Raw genomic sequence first — 15465 nt, forward strand, 5'->3', positions numbered from 1 at the left:
CTTTTAGCTTGCAATCCCGGGCTCGAACGGGATGCTCTGCACCACTTCCAGCTCATACCCCGCCAGCCCCGCGTATTTAAGCGGAGGCCCCAGGTGACGCAGCTTGCCCACGCCAAGGTCCTGCAGAATCTGCGCCCCGGTGCCCACTTCGGAATACACCTTGGACTGGCCACGTTGATAGGGCCGCACAGGGTGGGTCAGTTGTGGTACGCGCTCCAGCAGGGCCTGGGAGGATTCGTGGTTGGCCAGGATCACCACCACGCCAGCACCTTCATCGGCCACCCTCTGCAGCGCCGCCCACAACGTCCAGTTGGCGGGGCCTGCGTATTCGGCACCCACCAGGTCGCGCAGCGGGTCAATCACATGCACCCGCACCAGGGTCGGTTGTTCGCGGCGAATGTCGCCCATGACCATGGCCATATGCACGCCACCTTCGATGCGGTCTTCATAGGTGACCAGGCGGAAGGTGCCATGCACAGTCGGTAGCTCGCGCTCGCCGATGCGCTTGATGGTCTGCTCGGTGCTCAGACGGTAGTGGATCAGGTCGGCGATGGTGCCGATCTTGATGCCATGCCGGGTGGCGAACACTTCCAGGTCGGGGCGGCGGGCCATGGTGCCGTCGTCGTTCAGCACTTCAACGATGACCGAGGCCGGGCTGAAGCCGGCAAGGCGCGCCAGGTCGCAGCCGGCTTCGGTGTGGCCGGCGCGCGTCAGCACGCCGCCTTCGCGGGCGCGCAGGGGGAAGATGTGGCCAGGTTGTACCAGGTCTTCGGGGCGGGCGTTGGGGGCCATGGCGGCTGCCACGGTGCGTGCCCGGTCAGCGGCGGAAATGCCGGTGGTGACTCCGGTGGCCGCCTCTATCGACACGGTGAACGCGGTGCTGAACACGCTACCGTTGGCCGGAACCATCTGCTCCAGGCCCAGGCGCTGGCAGTGATCGTCGGTCAAGGTCAGACAGATCAGCCCGCGCGCCTCGCGGGCCATGAAGTTGATGGCCTGGGCGTCGCAACGCTCGGCGGCGATCAGCAGGTCGCCTTCGTTTTCCCGGTCCTCGTCATCCACCAGCAGGACCATCTTGCCTTGCCGGTAGTCCTCGAGAAGTTCCTCGATGGTGTTGAAAGCCATGGTGCACGCTCACTGTGGTGGGGTGAATTTTATGGTATACCATCATACACAAATATCGCCGTAACAGGAGAGCAGCACATGAAGGCCTACTGGATCGCCCATGTGGACGTGACCGACCCCGAGCAATACCAGCAGTACACCCAGCGCGCCCCGGCTGCCTTCAAGGCATTCGGTGGCCGCTTCCTGGCCCGTGGCGGGCGCAGCGAAGCGATGGAAGGGAGGGTTACGCCTCAGCGTAGCGTGGTGATCGAGTTCGATTCGTACGAGCAGGCCGTCGCCTGTTACCGCTCCGCGCTGTACCAAGAGGCATGCAGCCATCGCCAAGGGGTGGCGAAGGCTGAGGTGATCATTGTGGAAGGGTTTGAGCCCTGAGCAGGATTTGCCGGCCCTTTCGCGGGCAAACCCGCTCCTACACAGGCCACCACAGAATTTGACGGTTGTGGTGGCTGTGTAGGAGCGGGTTTACCCGCGAAAGGGCCGGACCTGCCGCACCGATGGCAGATTCATTGAAGCCTGCGGGCCGTTTCCGCAAATAGAAGCAAAAGACCCGCCCAGGCGGGTCTTTTGCTCATCGCCTCACTGCAGATGCACTTTAAGTTCGTTGCCCGCCTGCCGCAGCGCCGCCTTTACTGCCGGCACTTGGCTCAACGGGTTGAGCAGCCCATAGTCATGAATCATTCCGTTGTAGCGCACCGAGGTTACTGTCACGCCCGCCGCATTCAACTTGCGGGCATACGCCTCACCTTCATCCCGAAGCACATCGAACTCAGCCGTTTGCACCAGGGCCGGTGGCAAGCCCTTCAGCTGTTCGGCGGACGCCCGCAGCGGCGAGGCGTAAATCTGCGCCCGCGCCTTTGCATCAACGGTGTAGTTGTTCCAGAACCACTTCATCATCCCGGAGGTCAGGAAGTGTCCTTCGGCAAACTGCTTGTACGACGCTGTCTCGAAGCTGGCATCGGTCACCGGCCACAGCAGCAACTGGAAGCGCAGGGCAGGGGTACCGGCCTCTTTGGCCTTGAGTGCAACCACCGCCGCCATGTTGCCGCCAACGCTGTTGCCGGCTACAGCCAGGCGCTTGCCATCCACGCCGATCTCCTTGCCATGCTCGGCCACCCAGCGGGTCGCGGCGTAGGCCTGGTTGATCGCCGTCGGGTAATGCGCTTCCGGTGACGGCGTGTAGTCCACATAGACCGCCACCGCGCCCGAGCCGACCACCAGGTCGCGGATCAGTCGCTGGTGGGTCGGGAAGTCGCCCAGCACCCAGCCGCCGCCGTGGAAGAACATGAACACCGGCAGATCACCTTTCACATTGGTCGGGCGTACCACTTGCAGCTTGATCGAATGGCCATTGGCCTGAATGGTGCGTTCCTTCACTTCGATCCCCAAGAGGTCGACCTTGACCGAGGCCTGGGCGCCGGTCAGTACCGCGCGGGCATCGTTCGGGGTGAGCTGTTCCAGCGGTTTGCCACCCCCTTTCTCCAGGGCTTCGAGGAAGGCCTGGGTGTGTTGTTCCACACCTGGGCTGCCGGCGGCGAAGGCACTGGAAACGGACAGGGCCAGAAGGGAGGTGGTGAGGACTTTGTGGACAATGTTCATGAGCGAATCCTTTTCTGTGCAAGTGTTGGAAGTGGGCGTCTTGCCTGGCCTGTGGGGCCATCGCTGCGACTTGTGCGTAGATTAGGCAGATGCGCTTGTGGGAAAAAGCCGCTATAAAGTGTTTGACTGTCACCAAGAGCGAGACAATGAACCCTTACGAAGACATGCGGATCTTTGCCCAAGTGATGGAGGCCGGCAGTTTCACCGCTGCCGCCGACCGTCTGGGCATGTCCAAGCAATCGGTCAGCCGGCGCCTGATGCAGCTTGAAGAGCGCCTGGGCGTGCGCCTGCTCAACCGCTCCACCCGGCGCCTCGATGCCACGCCACTGGGGCAGCACTACTACCAGTCTGCCCTGCGCCTGCTGGGTGAAGTGCAGCAGGTCGAGCACGACATCAGCGGCCAGGCCCAGGTCCTGCGCGGCACCTTGCGCCTCAGCGCACCGCTGTCGTTTGCCATGGCGCACCTGGGCTGCCTGCTGACCGAGTTTCTGCAGTTGCATCCCCAGGTCGATGTGGAGGTAGACCTGAGCGACCGCGCCGTGGACCTGATTGGTGAAGGCTATGACCTGGCGCTGCGGATTGGTGCACTGGAGGACTCCAGCCTGATCGCCCGGCGTATCGCCAGTGTCGAGCGGGTCTACTGTGCGAGCCCGGCGTATTTGCAAGCACGGGGAGTGCCGGGAAAACCGGATGAGCTCGCCGCGCATGATTGCCTGCCCTATGGGCATTCGCGCCAGGTGCAGTGGCAGTTCCACAAAGGTGGCAAAGCCCAGGCAATTCAGGTGACCGGGCGCATGCGGGCGAACAATGGTGAGTTGCTGCGGGGCGCTGCGATTGCCGGGATGGGGGTCACTTACCTGCCGACCTTTATCGTTGGGCAGGCGTTGGCGGAGGGGCAACTGGTGGCGGTTCTGGATGAGTGGCGCCCGCCCGCGCTGCAGCTGTCGGCGGTGTATCCGCAGCACCGGCAGGTGGCGCGGCCGGTGCAGGGTTTTGTCAGCTTCCTGCGCGCGCGGTTGGCGCAGCTCTGACCGTCGCATACAGGCTATGCTTGCCCTATGAGTACACCTGTTCCTATACGCCAACCTTGCCCTCCTGGTGCCTGTGACTGCGGCCGCGAACAGCTGGCCGACCATCCGCAGGCCGCCCAGCGCATTCTCCTGCTGACTCGGCAGGAAGAAAAACGCCTGCTCGAACGCCTGGAAAACCTGAAGGACCTGGAAGACCTTCAACGTCTGCAGCAGCGGCTGTACGAAAACCTCGGCATCCGCGTGCACATCGCCCCCGGTTACAACGAGGTACGGACCATGCGCGGCATCGTCATCGAACTGGACGACCAGCCCGGGTTGTGCCGCAAGACCCGGCAGTCTATCCCTGCGGCGATCCGGCGCGGGCTGGAGCGTAATCCGCAGGTTGCGTTCCGGTTGCTCGATACGCACGACCTGTTGCGCGATACCTGAGCGTCAATTCCGTTAATTTTTACACCGCTTGCTACGTCTACTTGAAAGCCACCCTGCGCCAGGCGCGCAGCGGCATCATCACTTAAGGAGACAGGCAATGACTTCCGTTTTCGACCGCGACGATATCCAGTTCCAGGTAGTGGTCAACCACGAAGAGCAATACTCGATCTGGCCCGACTACAAAGCTATCCCCAACGGCTGGCGTGCCGTGGGCAAAAGCGGCCTGAAGAAGGACTGCCTGGCCTACATCGATGAAGTCTGGACCGACATGCGCCCGCTGAGCCTGCGCCAGAAAATGGCCGAAGCTGCCGCCCAGTGACCGTGCTGAACCTGCTGTGCCTGCCGTACTCCGGGGCCAGCGCCATGGTCTACAGCCGCTGGCGGCGCAAGCTGCCAGCCTGGTTGCAGGTGCGCCCGGTAGAGTTGCCCGGGCGGGGTGCGCGCATGGGCGAGTCGCTGCACACCGACATGCAAGGTCTGGCTCGGCAACTGGCCAGCGAGCAGCGCCTGACGGCAAGCGCTCCTTATGCGCTGCTCGGCCACAGCCTGGGCGCTCTGCTGGCCTTTGAGCTGGCCCATGAGCTGCAGGCATTGGGCTGCCCGGCGCCGCTGGCCTTGTTCGCCTGCGGCACCGCGGCACCTACCCGGCGTGAGGACTACGATGGCAACAACTGGCGCGAGCCCAAGAGCGACGCCGAGCTGATCAGCGAGTTGCGTGAGCTGCAGGGCACGCCTGAGGAAGTGCTGGCCAACGCAGAGCTGATGAGCCTGACCTTGCCGACCTTGCGCGCCGATTTTCTGTTGTGCGGCACTTACACATACCGCCAGCGAGCGGCGTTGCAGTGCCCCCTGCATGTGCTGGGTGGTGTGGATGACCGGGCCAGCGATGAGCAACTGCAGGCATGGCGCAATGAAACCCACGGCGCGTTCTCGCTGCAGATGTTCCCGGGTGGCCATTTCTTCATCCATGAGCAGGAAGACCGTGTGCTCGCTGCGCTGACCGCGTCGCTGCAACCGCTTCGGCTGTCCGCCTGATTGACGTCACCGCTTGCCTGGGGGAGGCTAGGGTTTTTCCCAGGCAAGAGGCAGGTAATGCTGATCGATCCACTCAAGGCCACGCTGCTGGTCGTCGACATCCAGGAAAAACTCATCGGTGCCATGAGCGACCCCGAAGGCACTCGGGCACGGGCCCGCTGGTTGCTGGCGGCGACTGCCGAGCTGGCGCTGCCGACGGTGATTTCCGAGCAGTACCCCAAAGGCCTGGGTCATACCCTGGCCGAACTGCTGGTCGCAGCCCCGACAGCCGACGTGGTGGAGAAAAGTCACTTTTCCTGCGTGGCCGCCGAGTGCCTGCCAGCCAGCTTGATGGCGCGCGAGCAGGTGATCGTCTGTGGCATGGAAACCCATGTTTGCGTGCTGCAGACCGTGCTCGGCCTGCTGGCGCTGGGCAAGCAAGTGTTCGTGGTCGAGGATGCCTGCGACAGCCGCACCCCGGCCAGCAAGGCCGCAGGTCTGGCGCGCATGCGTGCCGCCGGCGCGCAGGTGGTGACCCGCGAGATGGTGCTGTTCGAATTGATGGGCAGTGCCGGGCACCCGCAGTTCCGCCACATCAGCAAAACCTACCTGATCGGTGAACAGCCCTGAACGGCCGGTTACTCGCTATTGCGGTGACGGCCGTGGCGCTGTTGCAAGGCTGTGCCGGGCGCCGCGAAGACGCGCCCGAAGCGGACCCGGCCAAAATCCGCGCGCAACTGCTGCGGCTGTTGCCCGCCCAGGTCAAGGACCGCGAGGGTTGGGCCAAAGATATCCAGACAGCCTTCGAAGCCCAGCGCATAGCGCCTAGTAAAAGCAACCTGTGCGCCGTGCTTGCGGTGACCGAACAGGAGTCGACCTTCACTGCGGACCCGCAGGTGCCCAACCTTGGGCGTATCGCCCGCCAGGAGATCGACCGCCGCGCCGCGCGCCTGCATATTCCCAAGCTGCTGGTCGACGGTGCGCTGAAGACGCCGTCGGGCAACGGCCAGAGCTACCAGCAGCGTTTGCGGGCGGTGCGCAGCGAAAAGCAGTTGAGCGAACTGTACGACGAAGTCGTGGCTCGCGTGCCGCTGGGCAAGACCTTGCTGGGTGGGCTGAATCCGGTGCACACCGGCGGGCCGATGCAGGTCAGCATCGACTTCGCCGAAAAGCATGCAAGGGATTACCCCTACAGCCATGAAGGCACGATCCGCCAGGAAGTGTTCAGCCGGCGCGGCGGCATGTATTTCGGTATTGCCCACCTCTTGGGCTACCCGGCCAACTACGAGCGCCAGCTTTACCGGTTTGCCGATTTCAACGCGGGCTGGTACGCCAGCCGCAATGCGGCATTCCAGGCGGCGTTGAGCAAGGTCACGGGGGTGAAGTTGGCACTGGACGGCGACCTGGTGGCGCCGGGGGCGATCATGCCGGGGAGCACCGAACTGGCTGCGCGCAAGCTAGGGGTAAAGCTGGGGCTGCGTAACCCGCAGATCCGAAGCCAGCTGGAGGAGGGTGACAGCCTGGCGTTCGAAGACAGCAAGTTGTACAGCGGGGTGTTCGCCCTGGCAGATGCCAAAGCCGGCAAACCGTTGCCCCGCGCGGTGCTACCGGGCATCGAGCTGAAAAGCCCGAAGATTACCCGCAAGCTGACCACGGCCTGGTTTGCCGGGCGGGTGGATGTGCGCTATCAGCGGTGCATGAAGCGTTAGCCCGGCAGTTACCGCGATCCTTGAGCGGGTTACCCGCGAATACGGTGGCGGCTGCAACAGTAAACGGCGGGTGTAAATTGGCCAGCAGGGCCGGCCCTTTCGCGGGTGAACCCGCTCCTACGACGGCCTGTGCATGCGTAGGAGCGGGTTTACCCGCGAATACGGTGGCGACTGCAACAGTGAACGGCGGGTGTAAATTGGCCAGCAGGCCCGGCCCTTTCGCGGGTGAACCCGCTCCTACGGACTACCAATGCGTGTCCACTGCAGCCGCGCGACCCTGTGCGATCAGCGCTCGCCCAATGCCCCGACGACCTGGTCGACACTGGCCTTGAGCCCCGCAATCGCATCCTCAGGGTCACTCTCCACCACCACCAGCCTGGCCCCGGCTGCCTTGATCACCTCGGCCACCGCCGCACTCGGCTGACGATGGTCCAGCACCAGCGCGACGTCCTGCGCCTTCAGGTTCTCCCCCAGCGCCTTGAGTGCGGCCGCATCCCAATCGGCCGGCAGCGGCTGCTCGACCGCATCCAGGTTCAACCCGTTGACCAGATACCCCAGTCGCTCCGACAGGCTCACCACCGTCAGGTTGTCGACTTTGGCCAGCCGCGTCTGGCTGCTGGCCGAAAGCTCCAGCAATTGGCGCTTGAGCCCTGCCAGGTTGCCCTGGATCTTCGCCTTGTCGTCCGGCGCCAGGCGCTCCAGGTCATTGGCTACCACGTCGGCCATGCGCCCGAGGTTGGTCGGGTTGAGCCAGGGGTAAGCGCCATAGGCATCGTCACCGCTCACCGCAATGCCCGGCAGTGCGCCATCCACCGGTCGCGCGGCATCGATCTCGACAATGCGGATATTGCTGCGCCGTGCCATCGGGTACAGCGGGTCGTCACGCCAGATCGATCGCACGCCGACCACCGCATCTGCCTGCTGGGCGGCCTTGTGCAGGCCAGCGCCACCACGCCCGCTGAAATATGACGGTTGACGGCTGGCTGGCAGGTTGGCCGGTGCTGCCCGCTGGAGCTGCACCGCAGTACCGTCGAGCAGGGCGCTGGCCAGGCTGTGGGTGACGGGCAGGGTCGTCAGCACTTGCGTGGCGAAAGACAGTGACGGCAGCCCGGCCAGTGCCAGCGCCAGGGTCAGGTGTTTGAAGTTCATGCCGGGTTTCCTTGCAGGCGGGGAACGAGGGCGCGGGCCAGGGCGGCCAGGGCAAAGCAGATGCCGGCGACCAGGATGATCGCGGCCCCTGACGGCACTGGCAGATCGATAACGATCGGCAACAGGATGCCGAACAGGGTGCTGATGGTGGCAATCAGTACCGACAGGAAGAAAAAGCCCTTGAGTGACTGGCTGACCAGGCGAGCGGCGGCGGCCGGGATGACCAGCAGCGCGCCGACCAGGATGGCCCCGATCACCTTCACCGCAGCCACGGTCACCAACGTCACCAGCACCACGAACAGATAGTCCAGGGTCTTCACCGCCACCCCGCGCACAGCCGCCAGCTGCGGATTGAAACTGGCCAGCATGATGCGGTTGTAGAGCGGCAGCGCCAAGGCCAGCACCAGTAGCGCGACGATGCCCAGCACGACCAAGTCCTGAGCGCTAACGGTCAGCACCGAGCCGAACAGCACGTTTTCGAGGATGTGCACGTTGATTTTGCCCGCCAGCATCAACAGCAGGCTGGCGCCCAGCGCCAGGGACACCGACAGGAACACGCCAATCAGCGTGTCCGGCGACAACCCGGTGCGGTTGCGCAGGAAGTTGAGCAGGATGCCGAACAGCAGGCAATAGCCGAACAGACTGCCGTAAGGGCCGGTATAGGGCTCACCCAGCAGGATACCGATGGCCACGCCGGTCAGTGCCGCATGGCCGACCGCTTCGGAGAAGAAGGCAAACCGCTTGACCACCACCAAGGTGCCCAGGCCGCCCAGCACCGGACCGATCATCAAGCCGGCCAGCAGGGCGTTGACCACGAAACCGTAGGCCAGCGCCTCGGGCAGATAGCCGGCAGTGGCCCAGTCCTGGACCGTTTGGCGAAAGATTTCAAAACTCATCGGGCAAGGCTCTCGCTGCGCGGGTGAACGGAGAACAGGCCAAGCAGGCGCTCTGGAGTCAGGGCCTGGGCAGGCGGGGCGTCGAACAACACCTGGCGGCTCAGGCCCGTTACCCGGTCAGCCAGGCGCAACACGGCTTCCAGGTCATGCTCGATCCACAGAACGGTAGTGCCGGCCTGGCGCCAGCCCTGCAATAACTGTTCGAACACCTGTATGCCGGCTTCATCGAGGGCCGACATCGGTTCGTCCAGCACCAGCAATTGCGGCTCTGGGATCAGGCCCTGGGCCAGCAGCACGCGCTGACGCTCGCCACCGGAAAGTGCACCCATGCGCCGCGTGCGCTTGTCGAGCATGCCAACCTGCACCAGGGCTGCATCAATGGCCGGCTTTACACGCCGCGACAGGCCGAGGAAGGCCGGGCGGCGCTGGCACATGGCGGCCATGAAGTCGTCCACGGTCATTGGCAGGCCACGGTCGAATTCCAGTGCCTGCGGCACGTAGCCGATCACTTCGCGCTCACCAGGCCAATGCAGGGTCAGCTGGCCCTCGTGCGGCATCTGCCCGAGCAGGGTCTTGATCAGCGAGCTCTTGCCGCCGCCGTTGGGGCCGACGATGGCGTGCACGCTGCCTGCCGCCACGCTGAAACTGACCTGTTCGAGGATACGTGTGCGGCCCAGGGTCAGGTCGATGCCGGCGAATTCGATGCGCGGCCCGCAGGCTGTCACCAGCTTGGCGGCAGCGGTCATGCGCGGTTCTCCTGAATGGCGCGGACCACCGTGTCGAGGTTGCGCTTCATTTCCACCTCGTACTTATCCTTGGTGTAATCGCCGTAGGAGATATGCGTCAACGGATACAGGCGCACGCCGGACTCGCGTTGAATGGTTTCGACATAGGCTGACGGGAAGTCCATTTCCGAGAAGATCACCCGCACGTCCAGTGCCTTGAGCTGGTCGATGGTCTTTTTCAGCTGTGCCGGGCTGGGCTCGATGCCATGGGCAGGCTCGACGACGGCCGTCACCTCCAGACCGAAGTCACGCACCAGGTAGTCATAGGCAGCATGGATGGTAGCGACTCGGAACGTTGCGCCAGGGGCTTCGGTGACCTTGGCCAGGGCCTCGGCACGCATGGCGCGCAGGCGCTTGGCGTAGGCACGGGCGTTTTGCGTGTACAACCTGGCGTTGTCAGGGTCGAGCTTGCCCAGTTCGCGGGCGATGTTGTTCACCTGGGCGATGGTGGTGCTGATCGACAGAAAGGTGTGCGGGTTGACCACCTTGCCGGCACCGCGGGCGGCTATGCCGGTGGCCGCCAGTAGCGGTACATTCTGATTGGCTTCGATAGTGGCAATGTCGGGTTTTTCGCTGGTGGCGATCATGCGGTCTGCGAAGTCGTCATGGCCAACGCCGTTGAGCACCACCACGTCCAGTGTGCCGATGCGCTTGATGTCCTCGGCCCGCGGCTCGTAGGCGTGCGGGTTGAAGCCAGCCGGAATCAGGGGAACTACCTCGGCCTTGTCGCCGACAATATTGCTTACGTAGCTGTAGTAGGGGTGCAGGGTGATGCCGATACGCAGCGGCTTGCTGTTATCGGCCAGGGCCAGTGCCGGCAAGGCAAAGGCCAGGAGCAGGGCGAAGGCGGAGCGAAACATGGGCGAGTCCTTGGGTTCAGTGACGGTGTTCGCGGGTGACCCCGGCGTCGTAGTGGCTGACCACTTGTTGCCAGCCAGCGGCGATCAGGGCGGCCTGGCCGAGGTCGTCCGGAATCACGGCGGCGCTGTCGCGGCGCAGCCAGACATCGGCTTGGCCTGAGCTGTCGGGTGGCAGGATCAGCAGCAGGCTGCCGGCAACGTCAGGGGCCTGGCTGCGGCCCAGGTAGGCGCCGGGCTCCAGCCATGACCATTGGTGGCCGCCACGGCTCTGGCTGCCAGCGTCGACCATGAACGGCGGCAGGCCTTCTTCGGCCAGGGCCTGCACGCCGGGGGCAACGCCGTTTTCTTCGCGCAGTAACTGGATCTCGTCGAAGGCCACCCACAGGTCGGTGTAGAGGCCTTGCTCGGCGGCGGTGAGGTCGCGGCGAGCGTCGATCTGGTGGCGGGCGATGGCCTGTTCGTCCTCGCGCTCACCGCGCAGCAGCACCACGCTGGCGGCGAGCACCACGATAAGCAGGCTTGCCAGCAGCACATACAGGGTTTCGTGCCCGGCACCGGCCGGGCGAATGACTTGGGCGCGGCTCATGGCTGGGCGATATCGGCGTAGTCCACTTCCACCACGTGCCCGGGGCCGGCATCGAACAGCACGTAGAATTCGCCGTCCGGGCGCTTGAAGGTCAGCGTCGAGTCGTCGCCAAGCTTGCCGCCGACCAGCACCTCTTCGTCATAACCGATCACATCGAGGGTCACCCCGGGGGCACCGCTGCCGTCCGAGAAACCGCCGGTACACTTGACCTGGCCGTTGGCCAGTTCTTCGCATTCGCACATCGGGTTGTGCGCCAGCGCAGGGCCGGCGGCCAGTACCAGGACGGGCAAGGCCAGGGTGCGCATCAGGTGTTTCATTTGTTGTCTCCTTGTTTCTTGAGCCATGCCACGGTGGCTGGCGATGCCTTGGCCAGGGGAATCGACGCCTGGTGCATGCTGCCGTCCCAGCCTTCCAGGGTGATCCAGATCTGCGCGTCGGGCTTGGTGCGCGGCGGGATCGGCAACGAGGTGCCCATGTTGTACGGTGCACCGAAGAAAATGGTGCCGGCGGCGCGCAGGCTGCGCGGCTTGCCGATGCGCAGGTAGGCTGCCTTGACGTCCTTTATGCAGGCCTTGCACAACGATGCATTGAACGATTTGAAGTAGCCGGCCGGGCCGTCGGCGCGTGGCGCCTCGTCACGCAGTTCGGCAAGGTCGAGGCTGTAGGGGCCGACCTGGATGTCACTGATCACGTTGGCGCCAAGGCCGGCGTCGCCGCGGAACAGCCTGGCGTCGGCGAAGTACTTGGGCATGAAGCCCAGCGGGATCAGGATCAGCAGGATGTTCAGGTGAAAACGCCACTTCAGCCAAAGCTGCTTCAGCGGGCTGGCGGGCAGGGCCTGGGCCTGGCTCATGAGTGGACCTCCACGGTGGTTTCACTGCGTGCCGCACGCGGTGCGCGCTCGCTACGCTTGAGGGCTGCGGCGGTGGCCTGGGCGGTGCGTTTGGTCCAGATCAGCAGGCCGCTGAGCACCATCAGGGTGAGGATCAGGCCGAAGAAGAACCACACCAGCTTGATCGGCAAACCGCCGAAGTCGCCAGTGTGCAGCGGGCGCATGGACTCGGTGACGAACTCCAGGGCCGAACGGTCGCTGATCAGGAACTGGCTGTCGACATTGCGTGTGTACGGATTCACCGAAGCACTCTGGAACATCAACGGGTACCAGCCCGGGCCAGACAGCGTGACGTGGCTGTAGGCAGTGGCGGGGAGCGAGATGGAGGTCACTTCCAGCCCCGGGATCGCCAGGCCGGCAAGGCGCGCCGCTTCATCCAGGTCGATGCGCGAGGCGGGGCTGCCATCTGGCGTTTGCGGCACCTCCTCACGGGCGATCACCGGCACGATGGATCGGCTGGAAAGGGTGATGTGGTTGTCAGACAGGATCGCCTGGATCAGGAACCAGGTGCCGGTGATGGAAATGACCGCAATGAACCAGATTGACCACACCCCGGACAGACGGTGCAGGTCACCCCAGAAAATTCGCGAACCATGGCCGGTGCGCACGGGTTTGAAAAAGCCTTTCCAGAACTTCTTGTAAACCACCAGGCCGGTGACCAGCGAGGCCAGCATCGGCAGGCCGAGCAGCGATACCAGGTACCAGCCCCAGCTGAAACCATTGGTGAACGGCACCAGCCACCAGCCGTGCAGGGCGCGGGTGAAGGCTTCGAAGTTGAAGTCTGGGGTCTTGCCCTGGATGGCCCCGGTGTAAGGGTTTACATACAGCGTCGGGCTGGTGCCGTCAGGCAGGGTGACATTGGCCTTCACCGCGAAGTGCGAACCATCCGGCTGGCTCAGGCGCTCCACCACCATGTCCGGCTCGGCCTTGTTCAAGGCCTCCAGTACCTGCTGAAAGCTCATGCGCTCGGTGTCCGCGTCTGGCTTGTTGGCGCGCACGGCCGGGTCCGCGAGCCAGACGATTTCCTGACTGACCACGGCGAGCATGCCGGTGAAGCAGACGATCAGGACGAAGAACCAGATCGGCAGGGCGAGCCAGCTGTGGACCAGGAACCACAGCCTGGATTTGGATTTTTTCGGTGATTTGGCCATCAGACGGTCTTCTGTTATTGGTGGTCGAGCGTGTGCCAACCAAAGAGGGCTGTACTGATAAGGACGAATGAGAATTGAAAACCTGCAGGTTTAAATGAAAGCAAATGTTTCAAAGCGCAAAAGCCGGACTGCGCACAGGCATCAGTCCGGCCTTGATGGCTTGTTGCAGAGGAGTCAGGCGCGGGTCAGTGCCGCGGCTGCTTGGGGCTTTTCGTGCAACTGCTCCAGGTCCTGGTACAGCGCCCGGCCAATTTCCGCAGCGCGGGCCGGCAGGACCGAAAGCAGGGTGTCACTCAGACCGTGGCTGTTTTCGCAGAAGCCCTGCAGGTACACCGAGGCTTGCAGGTCCGGGCTGGCCAGTACGCGGTAGTTGCGGTCGACGCTGAAGTCCTCCAGGTAATCGGCCAGCGGCGCCAACAATTCACGGTGTGAGCGGCGCTCGTAACCGGTGGCGAGGATAACGGCATCGTAGCGGTGGGTTTGCTGCTGGGCGGTGGCGAGGTCGCGCAGGGTCAGTTCCAGGCCTTCGCGGGTAGCCACCACTGCTTCCACCTGGCGCCGGCACAGCACGTTGTGGCGGGGCTGATGGGCAACCTTCTGCCGGTAGAGGATGCCGTAGATGCGCTCGATCAGGTTGAGGTCGACCACCGAATAGTTGGTGTTGTGGTATTCGCCCAGCAGTTTGCTGCGCTGGTCGGCCGGTTCGTTGTAGACCAGGTCGGTGTAGTCGGGCGAGAAGATCTCGTTGACGAAAGGGCTGTCGTCGGCAGGTTTGAGGGCCGAGCCGCGCAGAATCATGTCGACCTTGACTGACGGGTAACTGTCGTTGAGGTCGATGAACGCCTCGGCGGCGCTCTGGCCTGAGCCGATCACGGCAATGCGCATCGGTTTGCCAGCCGTGCACGGCAGTTTGGTCAGGCTGCTCAGGTACTGCGAGTGGTGGAAGACCCGCGGGTCGTCCTTGAAGGCACCGAAGTTTTCCGGGATTTTCGGCGTGCCACCGCTGCCCACCACCACCGAGCGGGTGCGGCGGCTGTATTCGCGGCCCTGCGTGTCACGCGTGACCACGCGCAGGTGTTCGACCCGGCCTGCATGCACGTGCGGTTCGATGCGCAACACCTCCTGCCCATACACCGCCTGGGAGGCGAAATGCTCGGCGGCCCAGCGCAGGTAGTCGTTGTACTCCAGGCGGCAGGGATAGAAGGTGCCGAGGTTGATGAAGTCGGCCAGGCGCTGCTTCTGGTGCAGGTAGTTGACGAAGCTGTACGGGCTGGTCGGGGTGCGCAGCGACACCAGGTCCTTGAGGAACGAGATCTGCAATTCGCTCTGGGTAGCCAATGTCTCGCCGTGCCAGTGGTAGTCTTTCTGCTTGTCGATGAACAGTGCGTCGAGCGCATGACCCCGGGATTCGGCGAGTTCTTCCAGGGCGATGGCCAAGGCCAGGTTGGAAGGACCGAAGCCCACGCCGATCATGTCTTTGATGGTTTCCTGCTGTGAGGACTGGCTCATGGCTGCGATTTCCTGAATGGTCGAATATGGACGCCCGCCGGGGCTCCGGCTCCTGCGCAAGTACATGAGTTGGAACGAGCCAACCGGGGAGGAATTTAAGCGGGCTAAAGAACAGCGCGAGGCGGCCGATGTGGTGGTTACGGCAAGGACCAAACTTTCAGGCAAGGAATCGACATGAGCGGCATCACGGCAAGCAACCTGATGATCAATGGCGTTTCAGCGCAGACGCTGAGCGCGAATGCAGCAACCGAACGCGAACAGGCGAAACAGGCCGGTGAGGCGGTGGGGCCGTTGAGCATCAGCAGTGACAGCATGAAGGTGTCGGCGGGTAGCCAGGCGCAATCCACCGACACTGAAGAGAGTAGCGAGTCGGGGGCTGTGAGCGAGCTGCGTCAACTGATCAAGGACCTGCAGAAGCAACTGGCAGAAGAGCAGAAACAGTTGGCTGCATTGCAGAACAGCAAGTTGGACGAGGCTGCCAAGGCGGCAGCGATAGGTGCCAAGCAGGCAAGCATTGCCACCATCAACGGGCAGATCATGGCAGCCACGGCGCAGTTACTGGAGCTGTTGCAGCAAGAGGGCGGCAGCAGTGCGGGTGGCATGGTCAGCGCTACGGCCTGAGTGGACAAGCACAGGCCGCTGTAGGCGCGGGTTTACCCGCGAATGGGCCAGGCCTGCTGGCCAATCTCCACCCGCCGTTCACCGTTGCTGCCGCGACCGTATTCGCGGGTAA

General features: G+C 63.8%; 19 protein-coding genes. 8 read left to right on the top strand and 11 right to left on the bottom strand.

What is annotated here, in order from left to right; translation table 11 throughout:
* Positions 1-3: 3 nt before the first annotated feature.
* Positions 4-1125 (bottom strand): bifunctional 3,4-dihydroxy-2-butanone-4-phosphate synthase/GTP cyclohydrolase II, encoded by a 1122-nt coding sequence (gene ribBA / locus ACF8EF_RS16675; protein ID WP_176682388.1) that lies wholly within the window; start codon positions 1123-1125, stop codon positions 4-6.
* A 78-nt stretch (positions 1126-1203) separates the two neighbouring features.
* On the opposite strand from ribBA, the gene ACF8EF_RS16680 reads away from it, so the two are divergent.
* On the top strand, positions 1204-1497 hold the full coding sequence (locus ACF8EF_RS16680) for a DUF1330 domain-containing protein (protein ID WP_209966955.1): 294 nt from the start codon (positions 1204-1206) through the stop codon (positions 1495-1497).
* 204 nt (positions 1498-1701) lie between these two features.
* Here ACF8EF_RS16680 and ACF8EF_RS16685 read toward each other — a convergent pair whose 3' ends face one another.
* A complete protein-coding gene (locus tag ACF8EF_RS16685) occupies positions 1702-2721 on the bottom strand; it encodes an alpha/beta hydrolase (protein WP_176682390.1) in 1020 nt (339 codons plus the stop codon).
* Between the two features lie 146 nt (positions 2722-2867).
* Between ACF8EF_RS16685 and ACF8EF_RS16690 the strand changes: the two genes are divergently transcribed.
* The 6 genes from ACF8EF_RS16690 (at position 2868) to ACF8EF_RS16715 (ending at position 6904) form a co-directional block, all read left to right on the top strand.
* On the top strand, positions 2868-3752 hold the full coding sequence (locus tag ACF8EF_RS16690) for a LysR family transcriptional regulator (RefSeq protein ID WP_209966950.1): 885 nt from the start codon (positions 2868-2870) through the stop codon (positions 3750-3752).
* 27 nt (positions 3753-3779) lie between these two features.
* Positions 3780-4181, top strand: coding sequence for a hypothetical protein (locus ACF8EF_RS16695; protein WP_176682392.1), 402 nt, complete (start codon positions 3780-3782; stop codon positions 4179-4181).
* Between the two features lie 97 nt (positions 4182-4278).
* On the top strand, positions 4279-4500 hold the full coding sequence (locus ACF8EF_RS16700; RefSeq protein ID WP_003256222.1) for an MbtH family protein: 222 nt from the start codon (positions 4279-4281) through the stop codon (positions 4498-4500).
* The gene (locus ACF8EF_RS16705; protein ID WP_176682393.1) at positions 4497-5216 is read left to right on the top strand and encodes an alpha/beta fold hydrolase; all 720 of its coding nucleotides are present in this window, start codon (positions 4497-4499) and stop codon (positions 5214-5216) included. The genes ACF8EF_RS16700 and ACF8EF_RS16705 overlap by 4 nt, the downstream gene beginning before the upstream one ends.
* Positions 5217-5273: 57 nt before the next feature.
* Positions 5274-5825, top strand: a complete 552-nt coding sequence (locus tag ACF8EF_RS16710; protein WP_176682394.1) for a hydrolase — start codon at positions 5274-5276, stop codon at positions 5823-5825.
* Entirely contained in the window at positions 5822-6904 is a 1083-nt protein-coding gene (locus ACF8EF_RS16715; protein WP_392462057.1) for a DUF1615 domain-containing protein, read from the top strand. The genes ACF8EF_RS16710 and ACF8EF_RS16715 overlap by 4 nt, the downstream gene beginning before the upstream one ends.
* 285 nt (positions 6905-7189) lie before the next feature.
* Here the strand turns inward: ACF8EF_RS16715 and ACF8EF_RS16720 are convergent, their stop codons facing one another.
* From ACF8EF_RS16720 to ACF8EF_RS16760, 9 genes are all read right to left on the bottom strand, one after another.
* Entirely contained in the window at positions 7190-8053 is an 864-nt protein-coding gene (locus ACF8EF_RS16720) for a metal ABC transporter substrate-binding protein (RefSeq protein WP_392462054.1), read from the bottom strand.
* Complete coding sequence (locus ACF8EF_RS16725) at positions 8050-8949, bottom strand: metal ABC transporter permease (RefSeq protein ID WP_176682396.1); 900 nt, start codon at positions 8947-8949, stop codon at positions 8050-8052. Before ACF8EF_RS16725 ends, ACF8EF_RS16720 begins: the two co-directional genes overlap by 4 nt.
* Complete coding sequence (locus ACF8EF_RS16730) at positions 8946-9695, bottom strand: metal ABC transporter ATP-binding protein (protein ID WP_176682397.1); 750 nt, start codon at positions 9693-9695, stop codon at positions 8946-8948. The genes ACF8EF_RS16725 and ACF8EF_RS16730 overlap by 4 nt, the downstream gene beginning before the upstream one ends.
* On the bottom strand, positions 9692-10594 hold the full coding sequence (locus tag ACF8EF_RS16735) for a metal ABC transporter substrate-binding protein (RefSeq protein WP_176682398.1): 903 nt from the start codon (positions 10592-10594) through the stop codon (positions 9692-9694). Before ACF8EF_RS16735 ends, ACF8EF_RS16730 begins: the two co-directional genes overlap by 4 nt.
* Before the next feature lie 16 nt (positions 10595-10610).
* A complete protein-coding gene (locus ACF8EF_RS16740; RefSeq protein WP_392488048.1) occupies positions 10611-11180 on the bottom strand; it encodes a DUF6162 family protein in 570 nt (189 codons plus the stop codon).
* On the bottom strand, positions 11177-11497 hold the full coding sequence (locus tag ACF8EF_RS16745; RefSeq protein WP_176682400.1) for a hypothetical protein: 321 nt from the start codon (positions 11495-11497) through the stop codon (positions 11177-11179). Before ACF8EF_RS16745 ends, ACF8EF_RS16740 begins: the two co-directional genes overlap by 4 nt.
* Positions 11494-12033 carry a thiamine pyrophosphate-binding protein gene (locus tag ACF8EF_RS16750; RefSeq protein ID WP_176682401.1) on the bottom strand — a complete coding sequence of 180 codons (540 nt, stop codon included), beginning with the start codon at positions 12031-12033 and terminating at the stop codon, positions 11494-11496. Before ACF8EF_RS16750 ends, ACF8EF_RS16745 begins: the two co-directional genes overlap by 4 nt.
* Positions 12030-13223 carry a PepSY domain-containing protein gene (locus ACF8EF_RS16755; RefSeq protein ID WP_209966930.1) on the bottom strand — a complete coding sequence of 398 codons (1194 nt, stop codon included), beginning with the start codon at positions 13221-13223 and terminating at the stop codon, positions 12030-12032. Before ACF8EF_RS16755 ends, ACF8EF_RS16750 begins: the two co-directional genes overlap by 4 nt.
* Positions 13224-13397: 174 nt before the next feature.
* Positions 13398-14732 carry a lysine N(6)-hydroxylase/L-ornithine N(5)-oxygenase family protein gene (locus tag ACF8EF_RS16760; RefSeq protein ID WP_176682403.1) on the bottom strand — a complete coding sequence of 445 codons (1335 nt, stop codon included), beginning with the start codon at positions 14730-14732 and terminating at the stop codon, positions 13398-13400.
* A gap of 174 nt (positions 14733-14906) precedes the next feature.
* Between ACF8EF_RS16760 and ACF8EF_RS16765 the strand changes: the two genes are divergently transcribed.
* Positions 14907-15353: a hypothetical protein gene (locus tag ACF8EF_RS16765; RefSeq protein WP_176682404.1), complete on the top strand. Its 447-nt coding sequence runs from the start codon at positions 14907-14909 to the stop codon at positions 15351-15353.
* Positions 15354-15465: the final 112 nt, after the last annotated feature.

Origin of the sequence: Pseudomonas sp. zjy_15 (assembly GCF_043101865.1) — a bacterium.
Taxonomy (GTDB): Bacteria; Pseudomonadota; Gammaproteobacteria; order Pseudomonadales; family Pseudomonadaceae; genus Aquipseudomonas; species Aquipseudomonas putida_Y.

Excerpts from the sequence above, each read along its gene's own strand:
- ACF8EF_RS16730 (WP_176682397.1), bottom strand. The coding sequence starts at position 9,695 with ATGACCGCTGCCGCCAAGCTGGTGACAGCCTGCGGGCCGCGCATCGAA.
- ACF8EF_RS16710 (WP_176682394.1), top strand. The coding sequence starts at position 5,274 with ATGCTGATCGATCCACTCAAGGCCACGCTGCTGGTCGTCGACATCCAG.
- ACF8EF_RS16725 (WP_176682396.1), bottom strand. The coding sequence starts at position 8,949 with ATGAGTTTTGAAATCTTTCGCCAAACGGTCCAGGACTGGGCCACTGCC.
- ribBA (WP_176682388.1), bottom strand. The coding sequence starts at position 1,125 with ATGGCTTTCAACACCATCGAGGAACTTCTCGAGGACTACCGGCAAGGC.
- ACF8EF_RS16700 (WP_003256222.1), top strand. The coding sequence starts at position 4,279 with ATGACTTCCGTTTTCGACCGCGACGATATCCAGTTCCAGGTAGTGGTC.
- ACF8EF_RS16765 (WP_176682404.1), top strand. The coding sequence starts at position 14,907 with ATGAGCGGCATCACGGCAAGCAACCTGATGATCAATGGCGTTTCAGCG.
- ACF8EF_RS16755 (WP_209966930.1), bottom strand. The coding sequence starts at position 13,223 with ATGGCCAAATCACCGAAAAAATCCAAATCCAGGCTGTGGTTCCTGGTC.
- ACF8EF_RS16680 (WP_209966955.1), top strand. The coding sequence starts at position 1,204 with ATGAAGGCCTACTGGATCGCCCATGTGGACGTGACCGACCCCGAGCAA.
- ACF8EF_RS16695 (WP_176682392.1), top strand. The coding sequence starts at position 3,780 with ATGAGTACACCTGTTCCTATACGCCAACCTTGCCCTCCTGGTGCCTGT.
- ACF8EF_RS16745 (WP_176682400.1), bottom strand. The coding sequence starts at position 11,497 with ATGAAACACCTGATGCGCACCCTGGCCTTGCCCGTCCTGGTACTGGCC.
- ACF8EF_RS16760 (WP_176682403.1), bottom strand. The coding sequence starts at position 14,732 with ATGAGCCAGTCCTCACAGCAGGAAACCATCAAAGACATGATCGGCGTG.
- ACF8EF_RS16735 (WP_176682398.1), bottom strand. The coding sequence starts at position 10,594 with ATGTTTCGCTCCGCCTTCGCCCTGCTCCTGGCCTTTGCCTTGCCGGCA.
- ACF8EF_RS16720 (WP_392462054.1), bottom strand. The coding sequence starts at position 8,053 with ATGAACTTCAAACACCTGACCCTGGCGCTGGCACTGGCCGGGCTGCCG.
- ACF8EF_RS16750 (WP_176682401.1), bottom strand. The coding sequence starts at position 12,033 with ATGAGCCAGGCCCAGGCCCTGCCCGCCAGCCCGCTGAAGCAGCTTTGG.
- ACF8EF_RS16740 (WP_392488048.1), bottom strand. The coding sequence starts at position 11,180 with ATGAGCCGCGCCCAAGTCATTCGCCCGGCCGGTGCCGGGCACGAAACC.
- ACF8EF_RS16690 (WP_209966950.1), top strand. The coding sequence starts at position 2,868 with ATGAACCCTTACGAAGACATGCGGATCTTTGCCCAAGTGATGGAGGCC.
- ACF8EF_RS16685 (WP_176682390.1), bottom strand. The coding sequence starts at position 2,721 with ATGAACATTGTCCACAAAGTCCTCACCACCTCCCTTCTGGCCCTGTCC.